The sequence below is a fragment of the Nocardioides oleivorans genome, from assembly GCF_004137255.1.
Taxonomy (GTDB): Bacteria; Actinomycetota; Actinomycetes; order Propionibacteriales; family Nocardioidaceae; genus Nocardioides; species Nocardioides oleivorans.
In genome coordinates this window covers 2836857-2858136 of sequence record NZ_SDWT01000001.1, presented here as the reverse complement: position 1 = coordinate 2858136, position 21280 = coordinate 2836857, and the positions used below count along the sequence as shown (strand labels likewise).

Below are 21280 nucleotides of genomic sequence, written 5' to 3'. Positions count from 1 at the left end.
CGTTCCGCGCCGAGCAGGGCATCGGTCAGTAGCAGACCGCTCCGTGCGCGGCGGACTGGACGACCTTGCGGTACTTGCCGAGGACACCGCGCGTGTACTTCGGCGGGAGCGGCTCCCAGCCCACGGCGCGCTCGGCCAGCTCGGCCTCGTCGACGTGGACGTCGATCGTCATGTTGGCGACATCGAGGGTGATCTGGTCGCCGTCCTGGAGGAAGGCGATCGGGCCGCCGTCGCTCGCCTCCGGGGCGATGTGGCCGACGCAGAGTCCCGTCGTGCCGCCGGAGAAGCGTCCGTCGGTGATCAGCAGGACGTCCTTGCCCAGGCCGGCGCCCTTGATCGCACCGGTGATGGCGAGCATCTCGCGCATGCCCGGTCCGCCCTTGGGACCCTCGTAGCGGATGACGACGACGTCGCCGGCCTTGATCGCACCCTCGCCCAGGGCGTCGAGCGCCTTGCGCTCGCCGTCGAAGACGCGGGCGGTGCCGGTGAAGGTCGAGTCGTCGAAGCCGGCACTCTTGACCACGGCGCCGTCGGGGGCGAGCGAGCCCTTGAGGATCGTCAGCCCGCCGGTGGCGTGGATCGGCTTGTCGATCTGGCGCAGGATGTCGCCGTCGAGGGGCCTGGGGTCGAGGTCGGCGAGGTTCTCCGCCATGGTCTTGCCGGTGCAGGTGAGGACGTCGCCGTGCAGGTGGCCGGCGTCGAGCAGCGCCTTCAGGAGCACGGGGATGCCGCCGACGCGGTCGAAGTCGGTCCACACGAAGCGACCGAACGGCTTCATGTCGGCCAGGTGCGGGACCTTCTTGCCGATCCGCGTGAAGTCGTCGAGCGTCAGGTCGACCTCGGCCTCGCGCGCGATGGCGAGCAGGTGGAGGACGGCGTTCGTCGAGCCGCCGAGGGCCATCGCCATCGCGATCGCGTTCTCGAAGGCGGGACGGGTCATGATCTGCCGGGCGGTGATGCCCTGGCGCAGCATCTCCACCACGGCCTCGCCCGACTTGTGGGCGAACCCGTCGCGACGGCGGTCCACGGCCGGCGGGGACGAGCTGCCGGGCAGGGACATGCCGATCGCCTCGGCGACGCTCGCCATCGTGTTGGCGGTGTACGCCCCACCGCAGGCACCCTCGCCGGGACAGATCGCGCGCTCGACCTTGTCGACCTCTTCGCGGGTGATCTTGCCGGCGAGGCAGGCGCCGACGGCCTCGAAGGCGTCGATGATCGTGACGTCGCGACCGTCGACCTGGCCGGGCATGATCGTGCCGGCGTAGAGGAAGACGCTCGCCAGGTCCAGGCGGGCGGCTGCCATCAGCATGCCGGGCAGCGACTTGTCGCAGCCGGCGAGCAGGACGGAGCCGTCGAGGCGCTCGGCCATCATCACCGTCTCGACGGAGTCGGCGATGACCTCGCGACTGACGAGGGAGAAGTGCATGCCCTCGTGACCCATCGAGATGCCGTCCGACACGGAGATGGTGCCGAACTCGAGCGGGTACCCACCGGCCGCGTGCACGCCGTTCTTCACGGCCTTGGCGAGCCGGTCGAGGGAGAGGTTGCAGGGAGTGATCTCGTTCCAGCTCGACGCGACGCCGATCTGCGGCTTGACCCAGTCGTCGTCACCCATGCCCACCGCGCGGAGCATGCCTCGCGCAGCAGTTGCCTGGAGGCCGTCGGTGACGTCGCGGCTCCGGGGCTTGATGTCGGGTGCGTCGGGGGTCTGCGTCATGCCGTCAGGCTAGTCCGCCGCTCCCCCGCGCCTGCGTCGTGTCTCATGCCGCCGCCCGGGGCAGCCGGCGCTGCTCCCTGACCTCGTCGAGGTGCTCGGCCTCGGCGGCGCACTGCTCGACCGAGGGGTGGTCGTCGGGCGTGCCCCGCAGCTCACGCTCGAGCCGGCGCCTCCAACGGGCGCGCTGGTAGCGCACGGACGGGTCGCGGGCCTCCTTGGACCGACGCTTCCACTGGTAGTACTCGACCATCGTCGACTCCACGTTCGCCGGCACCCACCAGCCGGTGACGCGCAGGTCGACGTGCGCCGGGAAACGGCTGCCGTGCACCTGGCGCACACCGTCGTCCCTCATCGGCTGCACCTCCTGGTCGTCGTCGTCCGTGACCGTGACAGTCAGCCGGGCGCGGCGCAGCAGGTCCGCCATCACGCTGGACCGCGGACTGGTCCGGCCGGTCTCCCACCGCGCGACCACCGACTGCGAGACGCCGATCAGCTCGGCGAGCCCTCGCTGGGACACGTCCAGGATGCGCCGGACGCGTCGCACCATGCCCGGGATCCCGCCGTCGAACGGTCCCATCCAGAACCACTCCCACTCGTCCAGCGACCAGTCATCGACGTCCTTGGTCCATTCCTGCTTGCTCGTGAACCACGCCAGCCGTGCATGCCCCATCAGCTCTCTCCTGTCTCCTGGGATGTCGTGCTCCCATCCCAGGGACCGCCGCCGACACCCGGCGCGGGTTCTCCACAGAGGCGCCAGAAGGGGCCGCTGGCCGCGGCCTGTGGACAGTTGCCGGCCCACGATCCGCGATCCCGACCCTGCCGCTCGAGCCACTTGCTGCGCGCTGGTTCGTGAGTCGCTCAGAGACTCACGAACCAGTGCGGCCGAGGTCAGGCCCGCTCGGCCTCCTGCTTGAGGGAGGCCAGGCCCTTCTCGAAGTCGCCGCCGATCGCCTTGTCGAAGAACAGCGTGCCGAGGATGCCCATGACCGCACTGCGCTGGCCGGTCATCGTCCAGGTCACCTCGGTCGCCTGGCCGTCGGGCACGAGCGAGAAGGTGGTGACGTTGGTGGCCTTGAACGGCTTGACGAACACCAGGTCGACGACGACCGCGGTCGGGGTCGAGTCGGTGATCCGCATCTCGCCCTCGCCCACCTTCTTGTTGCCGGACCAGTGGTACGTCGCCCCGACGCCGTGGTCGGGACCGGTGTACTCGCGGTGCAGGGCCGGGTCGGCGCCCTCCCACGGTGACCACTTCTGCCACTCGCGGAAGTCGTCGAGGAAGGCGTGCACACGGGTGGCGTCCGCCGCGATCCGGGTGCTGCGCGAGAGCGAGAAGGCGGCCATGCGCTGACAGTAGACCTCAGTCGAGCCGGGCGGCACGGACGACGAGGACGTCCGGGAGGTTGCGGGTGATCTCCTGCCACGAGCCGCCCTCGTCGGGCGAGGCCCACACTGCGCCGTTCCTGCCACCGAAGTAGAGGCCGACCTCCTCGTGGTCGTCGACGCACATCGCATCCCGCATCACCGCGGTGAAGTAGGTGTCGGGCAGCACGCCCGCGCCCAGCGGCTCCCACGACCCACCGGCGTCCGTGGTCCGGTAGACGCGCGCCTTGCCGTCGACGGGCCAGCGCGCCTCCGCGCCGGTGATCGGGAAGTTGTACGCCGTGTCGGCCCGGTGCGGGTGCGCCACCATCGCGAAGCCGAACTCGGTCGGCAGCCCGGGTGCGATGTCCTGCCAGGACGCGCCGCAGTCGTCGGACCGGTAGACGCCGCCGTGGTTCTGCAGGTAGAGCCGGTCGGGGTCCGAGCAGTCGCGCGCGACCTTGTGGACGCACTGCCCGAACTCCGGGTAGTTCCGCTCACCGGGGAAGAACTCGGCCTTGACCCCGGTGTTGGAGGGCGACCAGGACTCCCCACCGTCCGCCGTGGCGTAGACCCCGCCCGTCGACAGCGCCGCAAGCACGTGCCGGCCGTCGCGGGGGTCGGGCAGGATCGTGTGGAAGGCCTGACCGCCGAAGCCCTCGTTCCACTCCTCGCGGTGCGGGTGGTCCCACAGGCCGCGCACCAGTGCGAAGGTCTCCCCACCGTCGGTCGAGCGGAAGACGGCGCCCGGCTCGGTGCCCGCCCACACGACGTCGTCCTCGAATCCGGGCTGCAGCTGCCAGACGCGAGCCAGGGACGCGCCGGTGTCCTCGGGGAAGCGGGCCGCGCCGTCGGGCGTCCCCTCCCACGTCGTGCCGAGGTCGTCCGAGCGCCAGACCTGCGGGCCCAACCAGCTCGACGACGCTCCCGCGAGCAGGCGCGGGACCGCGCGCCTGGTGTCGAGCATGACGGAGTAGACCTCCTCCATCGGGAAGTGCGGTCCCGTCCAGTCCCACGACCGGCGGGCCTCGTCGGACGTGCCCAGCCACATGCCCTTCTTGGTGCCCACCATCAGCAGGGTTCGCGTCATCGGAAGCCTCCTGGTCTCGCTGCGGTGGACGTCGACGCTACTCCTCGCACCCGACGGTGCGACAGGTCCCGGAGCCCTGACTAGTCTTCGGCGGTGACCCGAAGCCCCAGCCGTGCCCTGCTCGGCCCCGTCGGGCTGGTCCTGGTCGGGATCCTGTCCGTGCAGCTCGGCGCAGCCATCGCCAAGGGCCTCTTCGGCGAGATCTCGCCGACGGCGATGGTGTGGCTCCGGCTGGTCACCAGCTCGCTCGTGCTCGCCGCTTTCGTACGACCCAGGCTCACCGGCCGGACCGGGCGGGACTGGCTCGTCGTCATCGGCTTCGGCGTGAGCCTGGCGACTATGAACTGGGGCATCTACCAGTCGTTCTCCCGCATACCCCTCGGCATCGCGGTGACCATCGAGTTCATCGGCCCGCTGACGCTCGCGCTCGTCGGGTCCCGCCGCGCCCGCGACCTCGTCTGGGTGCTCCTCGCCGGCCTCGGCGTCGTCCTGCTCGGCTTCCAGAGGAGCGTCCTCGACCCGCTCGGTGTCGCGTACGCCCTGCTCGCCGGCGTCGCGTGGGCGGCGTACATCCTGCTCAGCGCGAGCACGGGCCGCCGCTGGGCCGGGTTCGACGGCCTCGCGGTCGCGAGCACCGTGGCAGCGCTCGGCATGACGCTCCCGGCACTGCTCACCGCCGGCAGCGGCCTCTGGGACGGCCGGATCCTGCTGCTCGGCGCGCTCGTCGGGGTGTTGAGCTCGGTGATCCCCTACAGCTGCGAGCTCGTCGCGCTGCGCAGCCTGCGGCCCGCGGTGTTCGGGATCCTGATGAGCCTCGAGCCGGCGGCCGCGGCGCTGGCCGCCATCGTCGTGCTCCACGAGCACCTCGCGCCGGTCCAATGGCTGGCCATCGCCTGCGTGGTCGCGGCGAGCATCGGCGCGACCCGTTCCGGGTCGGCGCTCGGCGAGCCGCCCGGCCACGACGCCGAGGAACATGCGGCCGGACCCGGCACACTGGCGACATGAGCACGCGACCCGGTTCGGCACGACTGGCCCTCACCGCACTGGCCCTCACCCTGGCCGCGACCGGCTGCTCCGAGGACGCCACCCCCGAGTCGATCCCGCGGATCACCCAGCCCACCGACGTACCGTCGCAACCGACGCCGACCGACGAGCCCAGCTCCGACGGTGGCGGCGACAGCGGCGGCGGCAACAGCGGCGGACAAGACGGGGCTCCGGAGGCGCTCGGCACCCTGGTGGACCAGATGGAGGTCCCGTGGGGCGTGGACTTCCTGCCCGACGGCAACGCGGTCGTGACCGAGCGGATGACCGGCCTGGTCCTCGAGATCACCCCGGACGGTGCCCGGAGCCGCCTCGGCGCGATCGGCGGCGCAGTCCCCCAGGGTGAGGCAGGGCTGCTCGGAGTCGCGGTCTCGCCCGACTACGACAGCGACCAGACCCTGTTCCTCTACCTCACCACCGGCTCGGACAACCGCGTCGTCAAGGCGGTCGTCGCCGACGGGGAGATCGGTGAGCCCACCGTCGTCCTCGACGGCATCCCCGCGGGCTTCATCCACGACGGCGGCCGGATCGCCTTCGGTCCCGACGGCTACCTGTACGTCACCACGGGCGAGACCGGTGACCCCGGGCTCGCCCAGGACCCGGGCAGCCTCGCCGGCAAGATCCTCCGCATCACCGCCGACGGCGAACCCGCACCCGGCAACCCCGACCCGGGCTCGCCCGTGTGGTCGCTCGGGCACCGCAACGTGCAGGGACTGGCCTGGGACGACGAGGGCCGGCTGTGGGCATCCGAGTTCGGCGACTCGGAGTACGACGAGCTCAACCTGGTCGAGAAGGGCGGCAACTACGGCTGGCCCGAGGTCGAGGGCAGCGGCGGTGCGCCCGAGTTCATCGACCCGCAGCTCGTCTGGCCGGTCGACCAGGCCTCGCCGAGCGGACTGGCGTACGCCGACGGGCACCTCTGGATGGCCGGGCTGCGTGGCGAGCGGCTCTGGCGCATCACCGTGACCCCTGCCGGCAGGGCCACGAAGCCGAAGGCCTTCTTCGCCGAGGACTACGGGCGACTGCGCACGGTCGTCACGGCTCCCGACGACACGCTCTGGGTGACCACGTCCAACCAGGACGGGCGCGGCAACCCGACGCCGGCCGATGACCGGATCATCCGCATCCAGCCCTGACACTGGGCAGTGAGTCTCCTGGAGACTCACGACCCAGCGAGCGGGTGCGCACCCGTCTCGTGGAGCAGCGGCGACCCTGCCTCGACCGCGAACGACGCCCGCGTGAAGACCGGTGCGCCGGGCTCGTGGACGTAGGGCAGGTTCCGGTAGTCGACGCCGAGCCGGTCGGGGGTGAACGTGAGGTTCACGTAGCCGCGCAGCTCGTTCCAGAACTTCACCTGCGGGTTGGTCCGCGCGTAGCGGAAGCTGCCGTCCGGGGTGTCCTCGCCGTCGCCGTTGCTCGAGACCGAGGTGCAGATGATCTCGGGCACGGCCACCGACGCGGGGTCCTCGTGGTCGCGCCACACCTCGGTCGCGAACGAGTCGTGCACGTCGCCGGTCAGCACGACCGGGTTGGCCGCCTGCGCCATCGAGTCGAGCACCCGGTCGCGGCACGACGGGTAGCCGTCCCAGGTGTCCATCGACAGCCGCCCGATCTCGACCGGGCTCAGCTCGAGGCGACCGAACGGCACCTGCTGGCCGAGCACGTCCCACGTCGCGGTGGACGTACGCAGCCCCTCGTCGACCCACGCCTCCTGCGACGTGCCGAGGATCGAGCGGTCCGGCTCCCACGTCTCGTCGCACGTGCCCATGCCGTCGCCGCAGGCCTGCCGGTCGCGGTACTGCCGGGTGTCGAGCATGTGGAACGTCGCGAGCCCGCCCCACTGGAAGCGCCGGTTCGCCCGCATGTCCGGGCCCTGCGGGAAGGCCGAGCGGCGCAGCGGCATGTTCTCCCAGTAGGCCCGCAGCGCGGCGGCGCGGCGCTCGCCGAACCCGTCGCGGCGGGTCGTCGTACCGGGGCTCTCGTCCGCCCAGTTGTCGCTGACCTCGTGGTCGTCGAAGACGGCGACCCACGGTGCGGTCGCGTGCAGCAGCTGGAGGTCCTCGTCGGTCTTGTACTGCGCGTGCCGGCGCCGGTAGTCCGCCAGCGTCACCGTCTCGGGACCCTGGTGGTGGCGGACGGTGCCGCTCGCGGGCGGCTCGAAGCCGGGGTCGTACTCGTACAGGTAGTCGCCGAGGTGCAGCACGAGGTCGGGCTCGTCCTCGGCCATCCGGCGGTAGGCGGTGAACCACCCGTGCTCCCACTGGGCGCACGAGGCGTACGCCACCGCGAGCGCGGCGGGTGCCGAGTCCGGACGCGGGGCGGTCCGGGTGTGGCCGACGGGTGAGAGGTGGCGGCCGAGCCGGAACCGGTACCAGTGGTCGCGGTCGGGTTGGAGACCTGACGGCTCGAGGTGGATCGCGTGGCCCTGCGCCGGCCCGGTGCGCGTCCTGCCGCGGCGGACGACGCGCCGGAAGACCGGGTCCGTGGCGACCTGCCACTCGACCTCTCGGACCGTCTGGCCCATCCCGCCGAGGCCGTCGTCGTCGAGGGGGAGCTGCGCGAGCCGCGTCCAGAGCACGAACCCGTCGGGTGACGGGTCGCCGCTGGCGACGCCGAGGCTGAACGGGTTGTCGAATGGCGTGACCGCCGCAGCAGTGGGCCGCAGGTCGAGCGGCGGCCCGGTCATGCCGGGGAGGAAGGTGACGCCGGCGGCCACGAGGCCACCCTTGAGCAGTACCCGCCGAGAGGTCTCCACGTCCTGGGAGGCTGTCGGCCGGGCTTGGCCGACGGGCGACCCTCCGGTGACGTGTCGTGGTCGGTTCGGTGGCGGCTTCGGGTGCCGGAGCCGGTCGCGTCAGCCGGGGCGGACTACGGCGCGCCGTGCCGCGCGGCGCAGCGTGGTGAGGATCGCGGGGCCGAGGACGACGATGGCGATTCCCGTCGTGATCGCGCGCCCGGTGTCCCAGCCGCCGGTCGAGGTGAGCAGCGTGTAGACGGCGAACCGGTGGGCGTTCTCCAGCACGGGCGCGCCGGCGACGTAGGCCAGCGAGCCCTCGTGGCCGGGGACGGCGATGCCGAGCGTGAAGGGCCAGGAGCTGAGGTTCATCAGGAGCCCGTAGGCGTACGACGCCACGACGGCGTACGCGACGAGCATGGCGATCTCGCCCCGACCGCTCACCCGCCGCGGCAGGAAGCCGGCGAACATGCCGACCCACGCGGCGCAGATCATCTGGAAGGGCAGCCACGGGCCGACCCCTGCCGTGAGCAGGGCGGAGGCGAAGAGCGACGTGCAACCCAGGACGAAGCCGAAGCCCGCGCCGAAGACGCGGCCGCCGAGCACGAGCAGGAAGAAGACCAGCTCGATGCCGGCCGTGCCCGCGCCGAGGCCACGCAGCACGGCGTTGATCGCCGACAGGACGCCCAGCACGGCGAGGACGCGTGAGTCCATGCCGCCCTCCCCCATCTCGGCGAGGACGACCACCATCACCACCGGCAGCAGGGCGAGGAAGATGAACGGCGGCTCCACCCGGTCGCCCGGCTGGGCGTCGAGCAGCAGCGGCCAGCACAGCATCATCAGCCCGGCCAGCGAAGCCAGCACGAGCACCGCTGCCGTACGCGGTCCGATCGGGAGCGCGACCCCGAGGACGGGGTGCGACCGGGTGGGCTCGACGGTGCTCATCGTGCGTCCTCGTCGCGGGTGTCGGCGAGTGCGGTGGCGACTTCCTCGACGACGAGCCAGGGCGCGCCGAGCACCTTGGTGACCTGGGGCGCGAACGACGGCGACTCGGCGAGCACCCGCTGCGGCGCTCCGGCGGAGACGATCTCTCCCTCGGCCATCACGACGACCTCGTCGGCGACGTGCGCGGCGAACTCGACGTCGTGGGTGGCGAGCAGCACGGCGCGCCCGTCGGCCGCGAGATCGGCGACGATCCGCGCGAGCTCGGCCTTGCCGGCGTAGTCGAGCCCTCGGGTGGGCTCGTCGAGGAGCACGACCGGCGGCCGGGCGGTGAGGACGATCGACAGCGCCAGGGCGAGTCGCTGTCCCTCGGACAGGTCGCGCGGGTGGATGGTCCCGTCGATGCCCGGGGCCAGCCGGTCGAGCAGCCCTCGGCAGGTGCCGGCCGGTGCCTCGGCGCCCGCGTCGGCGGCGGCGCACTCCTGGGCGACGGACTCGAGGTAGAGCAGGTCGGCGGCGTTCTGCGGCACCAGCCCGACGTGCGTACGCCGTTGGGCGGGCGCCAGGTCGGCCGGGTCGTCGCCGGCCACGTGGACCGAGCCCGAGCGTCGCTTGCCGGTGCCCTGGAGCGCCCAGATGAGGCTCGACTTGCCCGAGCCGTTGCGCCCCATCAGGACCGTCACCCGGCCGGCACCCAGCGTCAGGTCGAGGTCGCGCACGGCGACGTGGGCGCCGTGGACGACGGTCACCCCGCGGGCGGTGAGCACCGGGTCCACCTCGACCGGTGCCGGCGGCACCGGCGGGGCGAGGGCGGGCAGCGACCGGGCCTGTCGCCGCGCGTCGCGCACCGTCAGCGGGAGCGGGCTCCATCCGGCGAGACGGCCGAGCTCGACGAGCGGCGGCGCCACGGGCGAGTCGGCCAGCACCGCCTGCGGGGTGTCGACCCGGATGCCGTCGGCGGTGACCAGGCAGACCCGGTCCGCGAACGGCACGACGCGTTCGAGGCGGTGCTCGGCGAGGAGGACCGTGAGCCCGAGGTCGTGCACGAGCCGGGTGATGGTCGCCAGGACGTCCTCCGCAGCGGTGGGGTCGAGCGCCGAGGTCGGCTCGTCGAGGACGAGGACCCGCGGGTGCATCGTCAGGACCGAGCCGATCGCCACGCGCTGCTGCTGGCCCCCGGAGAGGGTGCGCAGGTCGCGCGCGCGGAGGTCGGCGATGCCCAGCAGGTCGAGGGTCTCCTCGACCCGCCGGCGCATCGTCTCCGGCGCCGTCCCGACCTGCTCCATGCCGTAGGCGAGCTCCTCCTCGACCGTGTCGGTGACGAAGCCGGCGAGCGGGTCCTGGCTGACGTAACCGACCACGTGCGCGCGCTCCCGCGGCGGCTGGTCGACGATGCTGGCGCCGTCGAGCAGGACGTCACCGGTGAGCACGCCGCCGGTGAACCGGGGCACGAGACCGGTGACGACGCCGAGCAGGGTGGACTTGCCGACCCCGGTGCGACCGGACACGAGGACCAGCTCGCCCTCCTCGAGGGTGAGGTCGACGTGACGGAGGACCTCGTGCTCGTCGTACCGGAAGCCGATGTCCCGGAGCTCGACGACACCACGCTCGATCATGCGACCACCTCGCGCGGGCTGCTGTCGCGCTGCGGGAGGGCGCTCGCGGGGACCGGTGTGGCCACGGCCGGGACCGTGCCGAGCACGCCGACCAGGAGCGCGAGGGGCGAGAGGTACGGCGCGACGTCGACGCCGGGGTAGGCCACGACCACCTGCGTGTGGCCGACGTACCACCCGAGGACGGCGACCACGAGCCCCGTGCCGACCGCGACCGCCTCCCCCGCGCGCCACAGATCAGGCCGGTAGCGGGTGCGCTGCACGCGTCGGCCTGCGCTGACGAGCCCGACCACGGCGACGACGACGCCCGTGCCGAGCACGGGCAGTGCGAGCACCTGTGGCGCGGTGGGGTCGAGCCAGGCGTACGTCCCCACGCAGATGCCGGTGAGGGCGAGGAGGAGCAGCCCGCCGGTCACCCAGCGCTCGCGCACCGTCGCGCCACCGGAGCGGCCGTAGCCGCGGGTGTCCATGCCGGCAGCCAGCGCGAGCGAGCGCTCGAGCGCGTCCTCGAGTACCGGGACGAGGAACCGTCGCAGCCGCCCCACACCCTTCGTCGTGCCTCCGCGGAGCGCCTGCGCGGCACGGACGCGACGGGCGCTGTCAGCGAGCTGCGGGAAGATCGTGACCGCGACGACGAGGGCGGTGCCGACCTCGTAGAGCGCGGGCGGCAGCGAGGCGAGGAGCCGCTTGGGGTTCGCGAGCGAGTTGGCCGCGCCGACGCAGAGGATGACCGCGGCGAGCCGGAGGCCGTCGTACAACCCGGCGAGGAGCGCCTCGCTGGTGATCGGACCGAGGAGGCGGACGCCCGCGGCCCAGTCGGGCAGCGGGACCTCGGGCAGTTCGAGCAGGACATGCCCGACCTCCTGGCCGCCGAAGAGGATCCGGAAGACGACCCGTAGGACGACCGTGACGGCGGCGAGGGCGGCGTACAGCCGGAACGAGCGGCCGAACGGGTGCCCGGAGCGGCGCGCCATCACCACGACCGTCGCCGAGCCCATCACCAGGAGCAGCAGGAGCGGGTTGGTGGTGAGTGACGCCGCGGTGGCCAGGCCGATCGCCCACACCCACCACGCGACCGGGTGGAGGTCACGTGGCAGCTGCCGGGCGAGCGGGGCTGTTCCGGGCACGCGGGTCAGGCTCCGCGTCGTCGTCGTGCGACCAGCGCGCTGGCCACGATCGCGAGCGCGAGCAGGGCGACGACTCCCCAGGTGACGGCTGCCGGGACCCGTCCGGGCTCGTCGGTCGAGGCGCCGCTCGCCGTTGAGTCTCCAGGAGACTCAGGGGCGAGGTCGGACGGCGCGGAGCCCGCGCTGGTCCGTGAGTCTCCAGGAGACTCACTGCCCAGGGACGGGTCATCGGAGGGATCGTCGGCACCCGCGCTGGTCCGTGAGTCTCCTGGAGACTCACTGGCAAGCGGCGACTCCGAGGGGCTCCCGGACGGGCTCTCGGACGGCGACCCCGAGGCCGAGGGCGTTCCCGACGGGGACCCGGAGGGCGATCCCGTGGGCGAGGCGGACGGCGTCGCCGACGGCGACGGCGTCGACCCGGATCCGCCCTTGCCGCCCTTGCCGCCCGAGCCGCCGTTCCCGCCACCCGGGGAGGTCGGGCTGGCGGTCGGCGACCCCGAACCACCCGAGCCACCCGAGGCACCCGAGCCGCCGGTCGGGGTCGCGGTCGGCGACGCGCTCGGCGAGGCCGTGGGGCTGGCCGGGTTGACGGGAGGGGCCGCGCCGGGGGGTACGGCGCCACCCGACGGGCGGTCCTGCTGCCAGGACCAGCCGACCGACCCGCCGTCGGGCACGGTCAGGGCGCCGACGCCGTACGGCGAGTACGTCCAGGCGGCCTTCGTGCCGTCGGACCACCAGAGCCCCCAGGTGGCGTTGGCGGGCGAGGTGTTCCGGCACGGGTCCGCAGCCGGAGCGCCGTTGACCCGGCACACGAAGCCGGGCGACTGCTGGGCGTAGGTGAGGGTGATGCCCACGGACTGGAAGATCGCTGCGGCGCTCTTCCCTCCCCCGTCGGCGGCGCACCCGGTGATCACGCCCCCGCCGAGCTCGCGGAAGTCGACGACGACGCTGACCCCACCCGAGGACGTGCAGGTGGCCGCGCTCGCCGACGGGGCCGGGCCGAGGGCGAACCCCGGACCGGCCACCAGGAGGGCGAGCGCGCCGAGCACCCGGCGCAGGGCGACGGTGGTCATCGCGTGACGGTCGTGCTTCCCGAGCGCAGGGCCGGGAACTGGCCGACGGCTCGCAGACGGACCTTCGCCTTGTCGGTGGGCAGCGCGACGCGGGCGACGAAGCGGCCCTTGTCGTTGGCGCGGCCCTTGGCGAGGGTGTCGCCCGCGACCACGATCTTCACCTTCTCGCCCGGCTCCATGCCGCGCACCAGCACACGCGTGCGCGGCCCGTCGGCCTTGAGCACGGCGACCTTGAAGGTCTTCTCGCCGAGCACCCGGGTGTCGTCGGCGATCTGGCCGTCGACGCCGAAGAGGACGTACTGCGCGGTCGCGGTCTGGTTCGGCAGGGCCACCAGTCGCGTCAGCACCCCGTCGGAGCCGGTGACGACGGTGGCGTCGATGCCCGGGCCGCGGAGGACGTACTGCGCGCCCGGGGCGGCGCCGACGACCGTGAGGGCGGCGGTGCTGCCCGCCTCGCGGAAGCCCGACGGGCCCTCGAGGCGGACGCCCCTGACCGAGCCGCGCGCGGCGGAGGGCGGGCCCTGCACCGACAGGGTGCGGGTGGTGGGCGCGGCACCGAGCGTGGTGACGCTGATGGTGCGGTCACCCGGTGTCGCGGGGAGCGTGAAGGAGGCGTCGACGCCGGCGCCCGTGCCGGTGACCGCCCTGGACTCCGACCCCAGGGTCACGCACGCCGGCTCGCCTGCGCCGAGGCCGTTCACCGTGACGGTGACCGACGTGCCCTGCACGGCCGATGCCGGTGCCGTGACCCCGAGTGCGCCGGCGCCCGCGGGGACGTGGGCCAGGACCGGGAGGGCCTGGGCGCTCGCGCGGCGCGTGACCTCGCGCGCGGGGATCGAGAAGGAGCCCGCCGCGCGCGCGGCGGTGAGGTCCGCCGGGGTGTAGGTGACGGCGCCGTTGTCGGCCGACAGGGTCGAGGTGCAGGGCGCCAGCGCGGCGACCTGGGAACCACGCAGCCAGGCGGCGGCCTTCGACGCGGCACCGTCCTGCCCGGCCTCGGCGAGCGCCCAGCCGGCCAGGCCGGTCGTGTTGGCGTTGGTGCCGAGCGAACCGGCGCTGAACGAGCCGTCGGCCGCCTGCTGCGACGTCAGCCAGCTCGCGGCGACGTAGGCCGCACCCCTTGCCGCTGCAGGCGCATCGGGCGTCTCGAGGATGTTGATCACGGCGAAGGCGGTCGCGTCGACGTTGCCGACGTCGGTGCCGGACACGCAGCCCTGCTCGGCGGCGGTCTTGTCGGCCGTCAGCTTCTCCCGGAAGAAGCCGGCGTCGCACTGCTGGTCGAGGAGGAACGACGTGGCCGCCGCGGCGCGGGCGGATCCGGCGTCGGTGAGGGCGCGCGCGGCGAACGACTGCCCGACGACCGCGACGTAGTCGGCGTCGAAGGGGTCGCCGGCCACCACGCCGGCGTCCTGGAGGCGACCGGTCAGCGGTGCCGCCGAGGCGACGAGGCCCTCGAGACGGGCGACCTGGTCGGTGCCGTTGTACGACCTCGGGTCCTGGTCGGCGACCTGGACGACGCTGACGAGCTTGGCCAGGCTGCCGGCATACACCCGGCCGGGCGTGAAGCCGCCCACCCAGGCCTCTGCCTTCGGCTCGATCGCGTCGACGACCTGCGTCACGGCGGCGGCCTGCCCGCCGACGGCGTCGAGGGCGAAGGCGATGTCGGCCGTGAGGCCGAGGTCGTCGTAGTCGTACTCGGCGTTGTGGAGGATGCCGTTGGTGAGCTGGGACTTCAGCCACGCGGCACCGGCCGTGGTGGCGCGGTCACCGGCGGACGGCACCTGGGCGGCGCCGGCCGGAGCCGAGAGGAGGGGCTGGACGAGCACCGTGGCGGTGACGGCCAGCGCGAGACCCGAGAATGACCTGCTGGAGGGGGTGAGCTTCATGGTGCCTTCCCTCGCTGGGGCAGCAAGGAAGCCGGCAAGCCGTCCGCCTCGCTGCGATCCTCGACAGCGATGGTGTTCAGTACGCGTCGAGTCGGGTGTTCCGGCTTGCACGGGATCCCTCCCGTGCCCACGGTTGCGGGTCAGCGCCGGAGTCGGACCGGCTTTCCCCTGCTCGGGCGTGTGTGCGGTGCCGGCCCGGGTGGGCGCGACCGGCGAAGCGTAACGCCGAGGATCGCCCGGACGCACTTCGGCCCGACGCCACGAGGACGCCGGGCCGAAGGTCGTTCGGTGGAGCTGTTGCGGGTGTGACCCGTGGGTCAGTTGCGCACGCGCAGCGACGTACGTGCCTCGTCGTCCGAGGTCTTGATGAGGCCCACGCGACGCTGGTTCCCGGTCGGCAGCTGCAGCTTGCGCACGATCTTGTCGCCGGTCTTCTTGCCCTTGACGCGCAGGAAGTCGCCCTTGACCTGCATGCACGCGCTCTCGCTCGGGGCGAGGCCGTACACCTGGAACTGGACGCGCTCACCGGCGCGGGCCTGCTTGCGCACCGAGACGATGCGCAGCTTGTCCTTGCTCGCCGGGGCGAACTGGAGACCGAGGATGGCCTGCGAGGTGGCACGGCGCCACTCGTCGCGCGCGGCGGCGGGGATGCCGGTGGTGGTGGCCCCCGTCACGCGGTCCCTGCGGAAGGCGACGGCGCCGGTGTCCTTGGTCAGCGCCGTACGGCACTTGTACTTGTCGACGGGCTGGTTCTTGCGCACCCACAGCGCGGCCTTGAGGGCCGCGTCGCGGTTCTTCAGCAGGCCCAGGGCGTAGCCACCGATGGCCGTCGAGTTGGTGTTGATCTGGGCGCCGTCTCCGGCGCTGCGGATGGCACCGCTGTTGCGCTGGCGCGCCGCGAGCCAGGTGCCGGCCTTGGCCAGCGCACCCACGACGGCCGCGGACTTGTCGCCCGACTCGACGAGGTTGATCACGGCCAGCGCCGTGGCGTCGGGGTCGGCGGTGCTGCCCGCCACGCCCTCGGTGCACGACTGGCTGGGCACGTCCGCCTTGTCGAAGTTGAGGCGGAAGGCGCCCGAGGCGCACTGCTGCTTGAGCAGGAAGTCGCGGGCGGCGCCGGCCTCGGCGGAGCCGGCCAGCGTCAGCGCGCGCACGGCGTAGGACTGGCCCACGACGTTGGCGTAGTTGCCGAACTCCGACTTGTCGAAGATCCGGCCGGCGATGGCAGCGGCCTGCGGCTCGGCGGCGGGGTCGGCCGGGACGTTGGCGGTGCGCTCCTCGAGCCGGGTGATCAGGTTGATCCCGCCGTAGCTGGTCGGGTTCTTCTTGGCGGTCCGGGCGAACGTGGCCGACTTGGCCAGCGCACCGGCGTAGGACTCCTTGGTCCCGTCACCGACGTACTCGGCGATCCGCGGCTCGAGGGAGTTGTTGATGGCGGTGACGGTGCCGCCCTGGCTGGCGACCGTCGACAGCGCCATCCCGGTGTCGATCGTGAGGCCGAAGTCCGGACCGGACGAGGAGACCATCAGGCCGTTGCTGAGCTCTCCGGCGATCCACTCGGCGGCGATCGTGGACGGCGTGCTGTCGGTGCCGGCCACGGCGGCCTTGGCGGACGTGAGCGCCGGCGACGGGTCGGCGGAGGCCGACGGGGCGACCAGCAGCCCGGCAGACAGCGCTCCTGCGGTCAGGGTGACCGCGGTGAGGCGGAGTGGGCGAATGCGATGGTGCATGACTTCCTTTCGGCCCGCAGGGCACGCGACCACGAGGGTCGCGCCCTCCCCATGAGGTGCGGACTTTGAGTGGGTGATGTGACCAGTGGGACTCGCCACGACACTAACAAGTTGTCTGGACCACCAAAGTCGCCCCCGCATCAGCCCAAAGTCATGCCTGGGATCAGGCCGGGATCGGGCCGGTATCAGGCCGGGATCGGGCCGGGATCAGGCCAGCTTCTCGAGGATCAGCTCCCGCACCCGACCGGCGTCGGCCTGTCCGCGCATCTCCTTCATCACCGCACCGATGAGCGCACCGGCGGCCGCGACCTTGCCCTCGCGGATCTTGTCGGCGACGTCGGGGTTGGCCGCGATGGCGTTGTCGACGGCGGCACCGAGGGCGCCGTCGTCGGAGACGACGGCGAGGCCGCGGCTCGCGACGACCTCGTCCGGGGTGCCCTCGCCGGCGAGGACGCCCTCGAAGACCTGGCGGGCGAGCTTGTCGTTGACCGTCTTGTCGTCGACGAGCGCCTGGATCCGCGCCACGTCGGCGGGGGTGATCGGCAGGTCGACGAGGTCGACGCCGTCCTCGTTGCTGCGCCGGGCGAGCTCGCCGAGCCACCACTTGCGGGCGGCCTGCGGGGCGGCGCCCTCGGCGATGGTCTCGATGACCAGGCCGAGTGCGCCGGCGCCGATGGTGTCGCGCATCTCCATGTCGCTGAAGCCCCACTCGGCCTGGAGCCGCGCACGGCGCACGGTCGGGTTCTCCGGCAGCGTGCCGCGCAGCTCCTCGACCCACTCGCGGCTCGGCGCGACGGGCACCAGGTCGGGCTCGGGGAAGTAACGGTAGTCCTCGGCGTCGGACTTCTCACGACCGCTCGTGGTGATCCCGGTGTCCTCGTGCCAGTGGCGGGTCTCCTGGAGGATCGAGCCGCCGTCGCTCAGGATCACCGCGTGCCGCTGCATCTCGTAGCGCACGGCCCGCTCGACCGAGCGGAACGAGTTGACGTTCTTGGTCTCGGTGCGGGTGCCGAGCACGCCGCTGCCCTTCGGCGCGAGCGAGAGGTTCACGTCGGCGCGCAGGTTGCCCTGGTCCATCCGCGCCTCGGAGACGCCCAGCGCGACGATCAGCTCGCGCAGCTGGGAGACGTACGCCTTGGCGACCTCGGGTGCCCGCTCCCCCGCGCCGAGGATCGGGCGGGTGACGATCTCGATGAGCGGGATGCCGGCACGGTTGTAGTCGACCAGCGAGTAGTCGGCTCCGTGGATGCGCCCGGTGGCACCGCCGACGTGCAGCGACTTGCCGGTGTCCTCCTCCATGTGCGCGCGCTCGATCTCGACGCGGAAGACCTCGTCGCCGCCACCCTCGACCGGCACGGTGACGTCCATGTAGCCGTCGAAGGCGATCGGCTCGTCGTACTGCGACGTCTGGAAGTTCTTCGGCATGTCCGGGTAGAAGTAGTTCTTCCGGGCGAAGCGGCACCACTCGGCGATGTCGCAGTTGAGCGCGAGGCCGATGCGGATGGCCGACTCGACCGCCTTGCCGTTGACGACCGGCATCGCGCCGGGCAGGCCGAGGCAGGTGGGGCAGGTGCCGGCGTTGGGCTCGCCGCCGAAGGTCGCGGGACAGCCGCAGAACATCTTCGAGGCGGTGTTCAGCTCGACGTGGACCTCGAGGCCGAGGGCGGGGTCGAAGGCCGCCAGCACGTCGTCGTACGCCATCAGCGCGTCGGTGGTGGTGCTCATCGGGTCGCTCCTTCCAGGGCAGGTGCCTTCTGGAGCAGCGGGCCGCCCCACTCCTTCTCGTGCAGCGCCTCGAGCGCGGCACCGACGCGGTAGACGCGGTCGTCGGCGAGCGCCGGCGCGAGCACCTGCAGGCCACTGGGCAGCCCGTCCTCGTCGGCGAGCCCGTTGGGCACCGAGATGCCCGGGACGCCCGCGAGGTTGGCGGGGATGGTGGCGAGGTCGTTGAGGTACATCGCGATCGGGTCGTCGAGCTTCTCCCCCAGCTTGAACGCCGTCGTCGGCGCCGTGGGCGAGACGAGCACGTCGACCCGGCCGAAGGCGGCGTCGAAGTCGCGGCTGATCAGCGTGCGGATCTTCTGCGCCTGGCCGTAGTAGGCCTCGTAGTAGCCGCTGGAGAGGGCGTAGGTGCCGAGGATGATGCGGCGCTTGACCTCGTCACCGAAGCCGGCGTCGCGGGTGGCGCGCATGACGTCCTCGGCGCTCGGGCTGCCCTCGGGCGTGACCCGCAGGCCGTAGCGCATGGCGTCGAACTTCGCGAGGTTGCTGGAGGCCTCGGCCGGGAGGATCAGGTAGTAGGCGGCGAGCGCGTGCACGAAGGACGGGCACGAGACCTCGACGACCTCGGCACCGGCCTGCACGAGCAGGTCGATCGAGTCCTGGAAGCGTGCCATCACACCGGGCTGCCAGCCGTCGCCGGCCAGCTCGGTGATCACGCCGACCTTCACGCCGGTCATGTCCCCGGTGGCGCCGACGGTCGCGGCCTCGGTGAACGAGGGCCACTCCTGCTGGATCGACGTCGAGTCGCGCGGGTCGTGCCCGCCGATGACGTCGTGGAGCATCGCGGCGTCGAGGACGGTGCGGGTGACCGGGCCGGCCTGGTCGAGGCTGTTGGCCAGGGCGACGAGGCCGTAGCGCGACACGCCGCCGTAGGTCGGCTTCACGCCGACCGTGCCGGTGACGGCGCCGGGCTGGCGGATCGAGCCGCCGGTGTCGGTGCCGATGGCGAGCGGGGCCTCGAAGGCCGCGACCGCCGCGGCCGAGCCGCCGCCGGAGCCGCCGGGGATCCGGTCGAGGTCCCACGGGTTGTGGGTCGGGCCGTAGGCGGAGTGCTCGGTGGAGGAGCCCATCGCGAACTCGTCCATGTTGGTCTTGCCGAGGATCGGCAGGCCGGCCTCGCGCAGCCGCGTCACGACGGTGGCGTCGTAGGGCGGGACCCAGCCCTCGAGGATCTTCGAGCCGCAGGTGGTCGGCAGGCCGCGGGTGGCGAGCACGTCCTTCACCGCGATCGGTACGCCGTCGAGGACGCCGCGTGCCTCGCCGCGGGCACGCCGGGCGTCCGACTCGGCGGCGTCCGCGAGGGCGCCCTCGCGGTCGACGTGGAGGAACGCGTGGACATCGGTGTCGACCGCAGCGATGCGGTCGAGGTGGGCCTCGGTCAGCTCGACCGAGGTGACGGTGCCGGCGGCGAGGTCGGCGGCCAGCGCGGCAGCGGTTCTGCGGGTGACGTCGCTCATCAGGCTTCCTCACCCAGGATGCGCGGGACGGAGAAGCGCTGCTCCTCCACGGCGGGGGCGCCCGAGAGCGCCTCCTCGGCGGTCAGGCCGGGCACCACGACGTCCTCGCGGAACACGTTGGTCAGCGGGATCGCGTGCGACGTGGGAGGCACGTCGTCCCCCGCGACGCCGTTGATGGAGGCGACGGACTCGAGGATGACGCTCAGCTGCGGCGCCAGGTGGTCGAGCTCGGCGTCGGAGAGGTCGATGCGGGCCAGGGTGGCGAGGTGGGCCACTTCCTCCCGGGAGATCTCAGGCATGCGGGCAATCCTAGTGTCGGCCCGCATGCCCCACCGACCGGGTGCGTCAGCAGCTGGACCGCTTCTCGGCGCTCTTGCACGTGTCGTTGCCGCCACGGCCCCGCGCGATGTCGAAGCCCTTGCCGCCGTCGAGGCGGTCGGGCTCGTCGGACCCGGTCATCACGTCGGCGCCGCCGCGTCCGTAGATCATCACGCGGTAGTCGGGACTGGCGGTGATGATCTCGGACTCGTTGCTGCCCTTGAAGATCGACAGGGCCCGGGCCGGGAGCTGGACGTCGCTGAAGCCGGTGACCTTCCCCTCGAGCGTGAAGGGCTGCAGGTCGCGGATGGTGCTCTTGCCGAGCTGGTCGATGCGGAGCGTGGGCTTGAACGCCGGGTTGGAGTTCGGCAGCAGCCGCAGCCGGTCCTGGCCACCGTGTCCCTTGACCGAGAAGCCCGACTCGACCGGGATCGGGAAGGACACCGTGTCGATGCCGCTGCCGCCGCGGATCACCTGGTGCAGCTCCGACGACGTGGCGACGACGTCGCCGCCGCTGCCACCGACGAAGAGGTCGGCACCGACGGCGCCGCTGAGGGTGTCGTCGCCCGCCTCGCCGTAGAGCCGGTCGTTGCCGACCGTGCCCGCGGTGTCGGCCACGACCACGTCGTCGCCACCCCGGCCGAAGATCGTGTCGTCACCGCCGCGGGCGTAGATCGCGTCGGCCTTGTTGGTGCCCTTGATCGTGTCGCCGAGCGCGGAGCCGTAGATCCGGATGCCGCCGCCGAGACCCGTGAGGGTGTCGTTGCCGTCAGCGGCGATCGGCACCGTCGCGGCAGCGCGGAGGTCGACGACCACCGGGGCGGGGGCGTCGGCGTAGGAGACGCCGTCGAGGAGCACCTGGGTGCCCTCGGTCGCGGCCCGCGGGTCGTAGCCGAGGTCGATGCTGTCGTCCCCGGCGCCACCGACGATCGTGTCGCCCTTCTTGACGACCCGGCCGAACTGGTCGATCCGCAGGAGGTCGGTCTCGCCGGAGAGGCGGTCGTTTCCGTCGCCGCCGTAGATCGCGTCGGCCCCGTCGCCACCGCAGATCACGTCGTTGCCGCCGAGGCCGCGGATGACGTCGTTGCCTCCCTTCGCGACGACCACGTCGCGCTTGGGGGTGCCGGTGATCTTGTTGGCCTTGTCGTTGCCGACGATGGTCGCCTTCAGCCCACCGCAGCTCGCCCGGGCGGCCTGCGCGGGGGCGCCGATGACGACGACCGGGGTGAGCGCGGCGACGAGCACCGCGGCCGTGCTGAGCAGGTGGCGAGCTGCGCCCGTCGTCGTACGAGTCATGGGGAGACCTTTCGCTGCGTGAGTGCCCGAGACGGCACCCCTCGGTGGTGGGACCACCCGGCGCCGCGAGAAGTTGTCGGTCGCGCCCGACTCTCTCCCTGCCCGGTCCCGG

At 72.7% G+C, this 21280-nt stretch carries 17 protein-coding genes; 2 read left to right on the top strand and 15 right to left on the bottom strand.

Going from position 1 to position 21280, the window contains the following annotated elements; all coding sequences use genetic code 11:
- Nucleotides 1-25: 25 nt before the first annotated feature.
- The 4 genes from ilvD to EUA93_RS13640 form a co-directional block, all read right to left on the bottom strand.
- Nucleotides 26-1717 carry a dihydroxy-acid dehydratase gene (gene ilvD, locus EUA93_RS13655; protein WP_129400631.1) on the bottom strand — a complete coding sequence of 564 codons (1692 nt, stop codon included), beginning with the start codon at nucleotides 1715-1717 and terminating at the stop codon, nucleotides 26-28.
- A gap of 43 nt (nucleotides 1718-1760) precedes the next feature.
- The gene (locus EUA93_RS13650) at nucleotides 1761-2387 is read right to left on the bottom strand and encodes a helix-turn-helix domain-containing protein (protein WP_129400630.1); all 627 of its coding nucleotides are present in this window, start codon (nucleotides 2385-2387) and stop codon (nucleotides 1761-1763) included.
- 218 nt (nucleotides 2388-2605) lie between these two features.
- Entirely contained in the window at nucleotides 2606-3061 is a 456-nt protein-coding gene (locus EUA93_RS13645) for an SRPBCC family protein (RefSeq protein WP_129400629.1), read from the bottom strand.
- 16 nt (nucleotides 3062-3077) lie between these two features.
- Nucleotides 3078-4169, bottom strand: a complete 1092-nt coding sequence (locus tag EUA93_RS13640) for a WD40/YVTN/BNR-like repeat-containing protein (protein ID WP_129400628.1) — start codon at nucleotides 4167-4169, stop codon at nucleotides 3078-3080.
- Nucleotides 4170-4262: 93 nt separating this feature from the next.
- Here EUA93_RS13640 and EUA93_RS13635 point away from each other — a divergent pair, with 93 nt between their 5' ends.
- Nucleotides 4263-5174 (top strand): EamA family transporter, encoded by a 912-nt coding sequence (locus EUA93_RS13635; protein ID WP_129400627.1) that lies wholly within the window; start codon nucleotides 4263-4265, stop codon nucleotides 5172-5174.
- The gene (locus tag EUA93_RS13630) at nucleotides 5171-6346 is read left to right on the top strand and encodes a PQQ-dependent sugar dehydrogenase (protein ID WP_129400626.1); all 1176 of its coding nucleotides are present in this window, start codon (nucleotides 5171-5173) and stop codon (nucleotides 6344-6346) included. The genes EUA93_RS13635 and EUA93_RS13630 overlap by 4 nt, the downstream gene beginning before the upstream one ends.
- 26 nt (nucleotides 6347-6372) lie before the next feature.
- Here EUA93_RS13630 and EUA93_RS13625 read toward each other — a convergent pair whose 3' ends face one another.
- The 11 genes from EUA93_RS13625 to EUA93_RS13575 all read right to left on the bottom strand — a co-directional run bounded on the left by EUA93_RS13625 (nucleotide 6373) and on the right by EUA93_RS13575 (nucleotide 21168).
- Nucleotides 6373-7965 carry an alkaline phosphatase D family protein gene (locus EUA93_RS13625; protein WP_129400625.1) on the bottom strand — a complete coding sequence of 531 codons (1593 nt, stop codon included), beginning with the start codon at nucleotides 7963-7965 and terminating at the stop codon, nucleotides 6373-6375.
- A 99-nt stretch (nucleotides 7966-8064) separates the two neighbouring features.
- Entirely contained in the window at nucleotides 8065-8889 is an 825-nt protein-coding gene (locus EUA93_RS13620) for an ECF transporter S component (protein WP_129400624.1), read from the bottom strand.
- Nucleotides 8886-10502, bottom strand: a complete 1617-nt coding sequence (locus EUA93_RS13615) for an ABC transporter ATP-binding protein (protein WP_129400623.1) — start codon at nucleotides 10500-10502, stop codon at nucleotides 8886-8888. The genes EUA93_RS13620 and EUA93_RS13615 overlap by 4 nt, the downstream gene beginning before the upstream one ends.
- Entirely contained in the window at nucleotides 10499-11626 is a 1128-nt protein-coding gene (locus tag EUA93_RS13610; RefSeq protein WP_129400622.1) for an energy-coupling factor transporter transmembrane component T, read from the bottom strand. Before EUA93_RS13610 ends, EUA93_RS13615 begins: the two co-directional genes overlap by 4 nt.
- Nucleotides 11627-11631: 5 nt before the next feature.
- The gene (locus EUA93_RS13605) at nucleotides 11632-12699 is read right to left on the bottom strand and encodes a hypothetical protein (protein ID WP_129400621.1); all 1068 of its coding nucleotides are present in this window, start codon (nucleotides 12697-12699) and stop codon (nucleotides 11632-11634) included.
- Nucleotides 12696-14585: a prenyltransferase/squalene oxidase repeat-containing protein gene (locus tag EUA93_RS13600; RefSeq protein ID WP_129400620.1), complete on the bottom strand. Its 1890-nt coding sequence runs from the start codon at nucleotides 14583-14585 to the stop codon at nucleotides 12696-12698. Before EUA93_RS13600 ends, EUA93_RS13605 begins: the two co-directional genes overlap by 4 nt.
- Before the next feature lie 317 nt (nucleotides 14586-14902).
- Nucleotides 14903-16315, bottom strand: coding sequence for a prenyltransferase/squalene oxidase repeat-containing protein (locus EUA93_RS13595; RefSeq protein ID WP_129400619.1), 1413 nt, complete (start codon nucleotides 16313-16315; stop codon nucleotides 14903-14905).
- A gap of 207 nt (nucleotides 16316-16522) precedes the next feature.
- Entirely contained in the window at nucleotides 16523-18040 is a 1518-nt protein-coding gene (gene gatB, locus EUA93_RS13590) for an Asp-tRNA(Asn)/Glu-tRNA(Gln) amidotransferase subunit GatB (RefSeq protein WP_129400618.1), read from the bottom strand.
- A complete protein-coding gene (gatA, locus tag EUA93_RS13585) occupies nucleotides 18037-19554 on the bottom strand; it encodes an Asp-tRNA(Asn)/Glu-tRNA(Gln) amidotransferase subunit GatA (RefSeq protein WP_129400617.1) in 1518 nt (505 codons plus the stop codon). The genes gatB and gatA overlap by 4 nt, the downstream gene beginning before the upstream one ends.
- Nucleotides 19554-19853: an Asp-tRNA(Asn)/Glu-tRNA(Gln) amidotransferase subunit GatC gene (gatC, locus tag EUA93_RS13580; RefSeq protein WP_129400616.1), complete on the bottom strand. Its 300-nt coding sequence runs from the start codon at nucleotides 19851-19853 to the stop codon at nucleotides 19554-19556. The genes gatA and gatC overlap by 1 nt, the downstream gene beginning before the upstream one ends.
- Before the next feature lie 46 nt (nucleotides 19854-19899).
- Nucleotides 19900-21168 carry a calcium-binding protein gene (locus EUA93_RS13575; RefSeq protein ID WP_129400615.1) on the bottom strand — a complete coding sequence of 423 codons (1269 nt, stop codon included), beginning with the start codon at nucleotides 21166-21168 and terminating at the stop codon, nucleotides 19900-19902.
- Nucleotides 21169-21280: the final 112 nt, after the last annotated feature.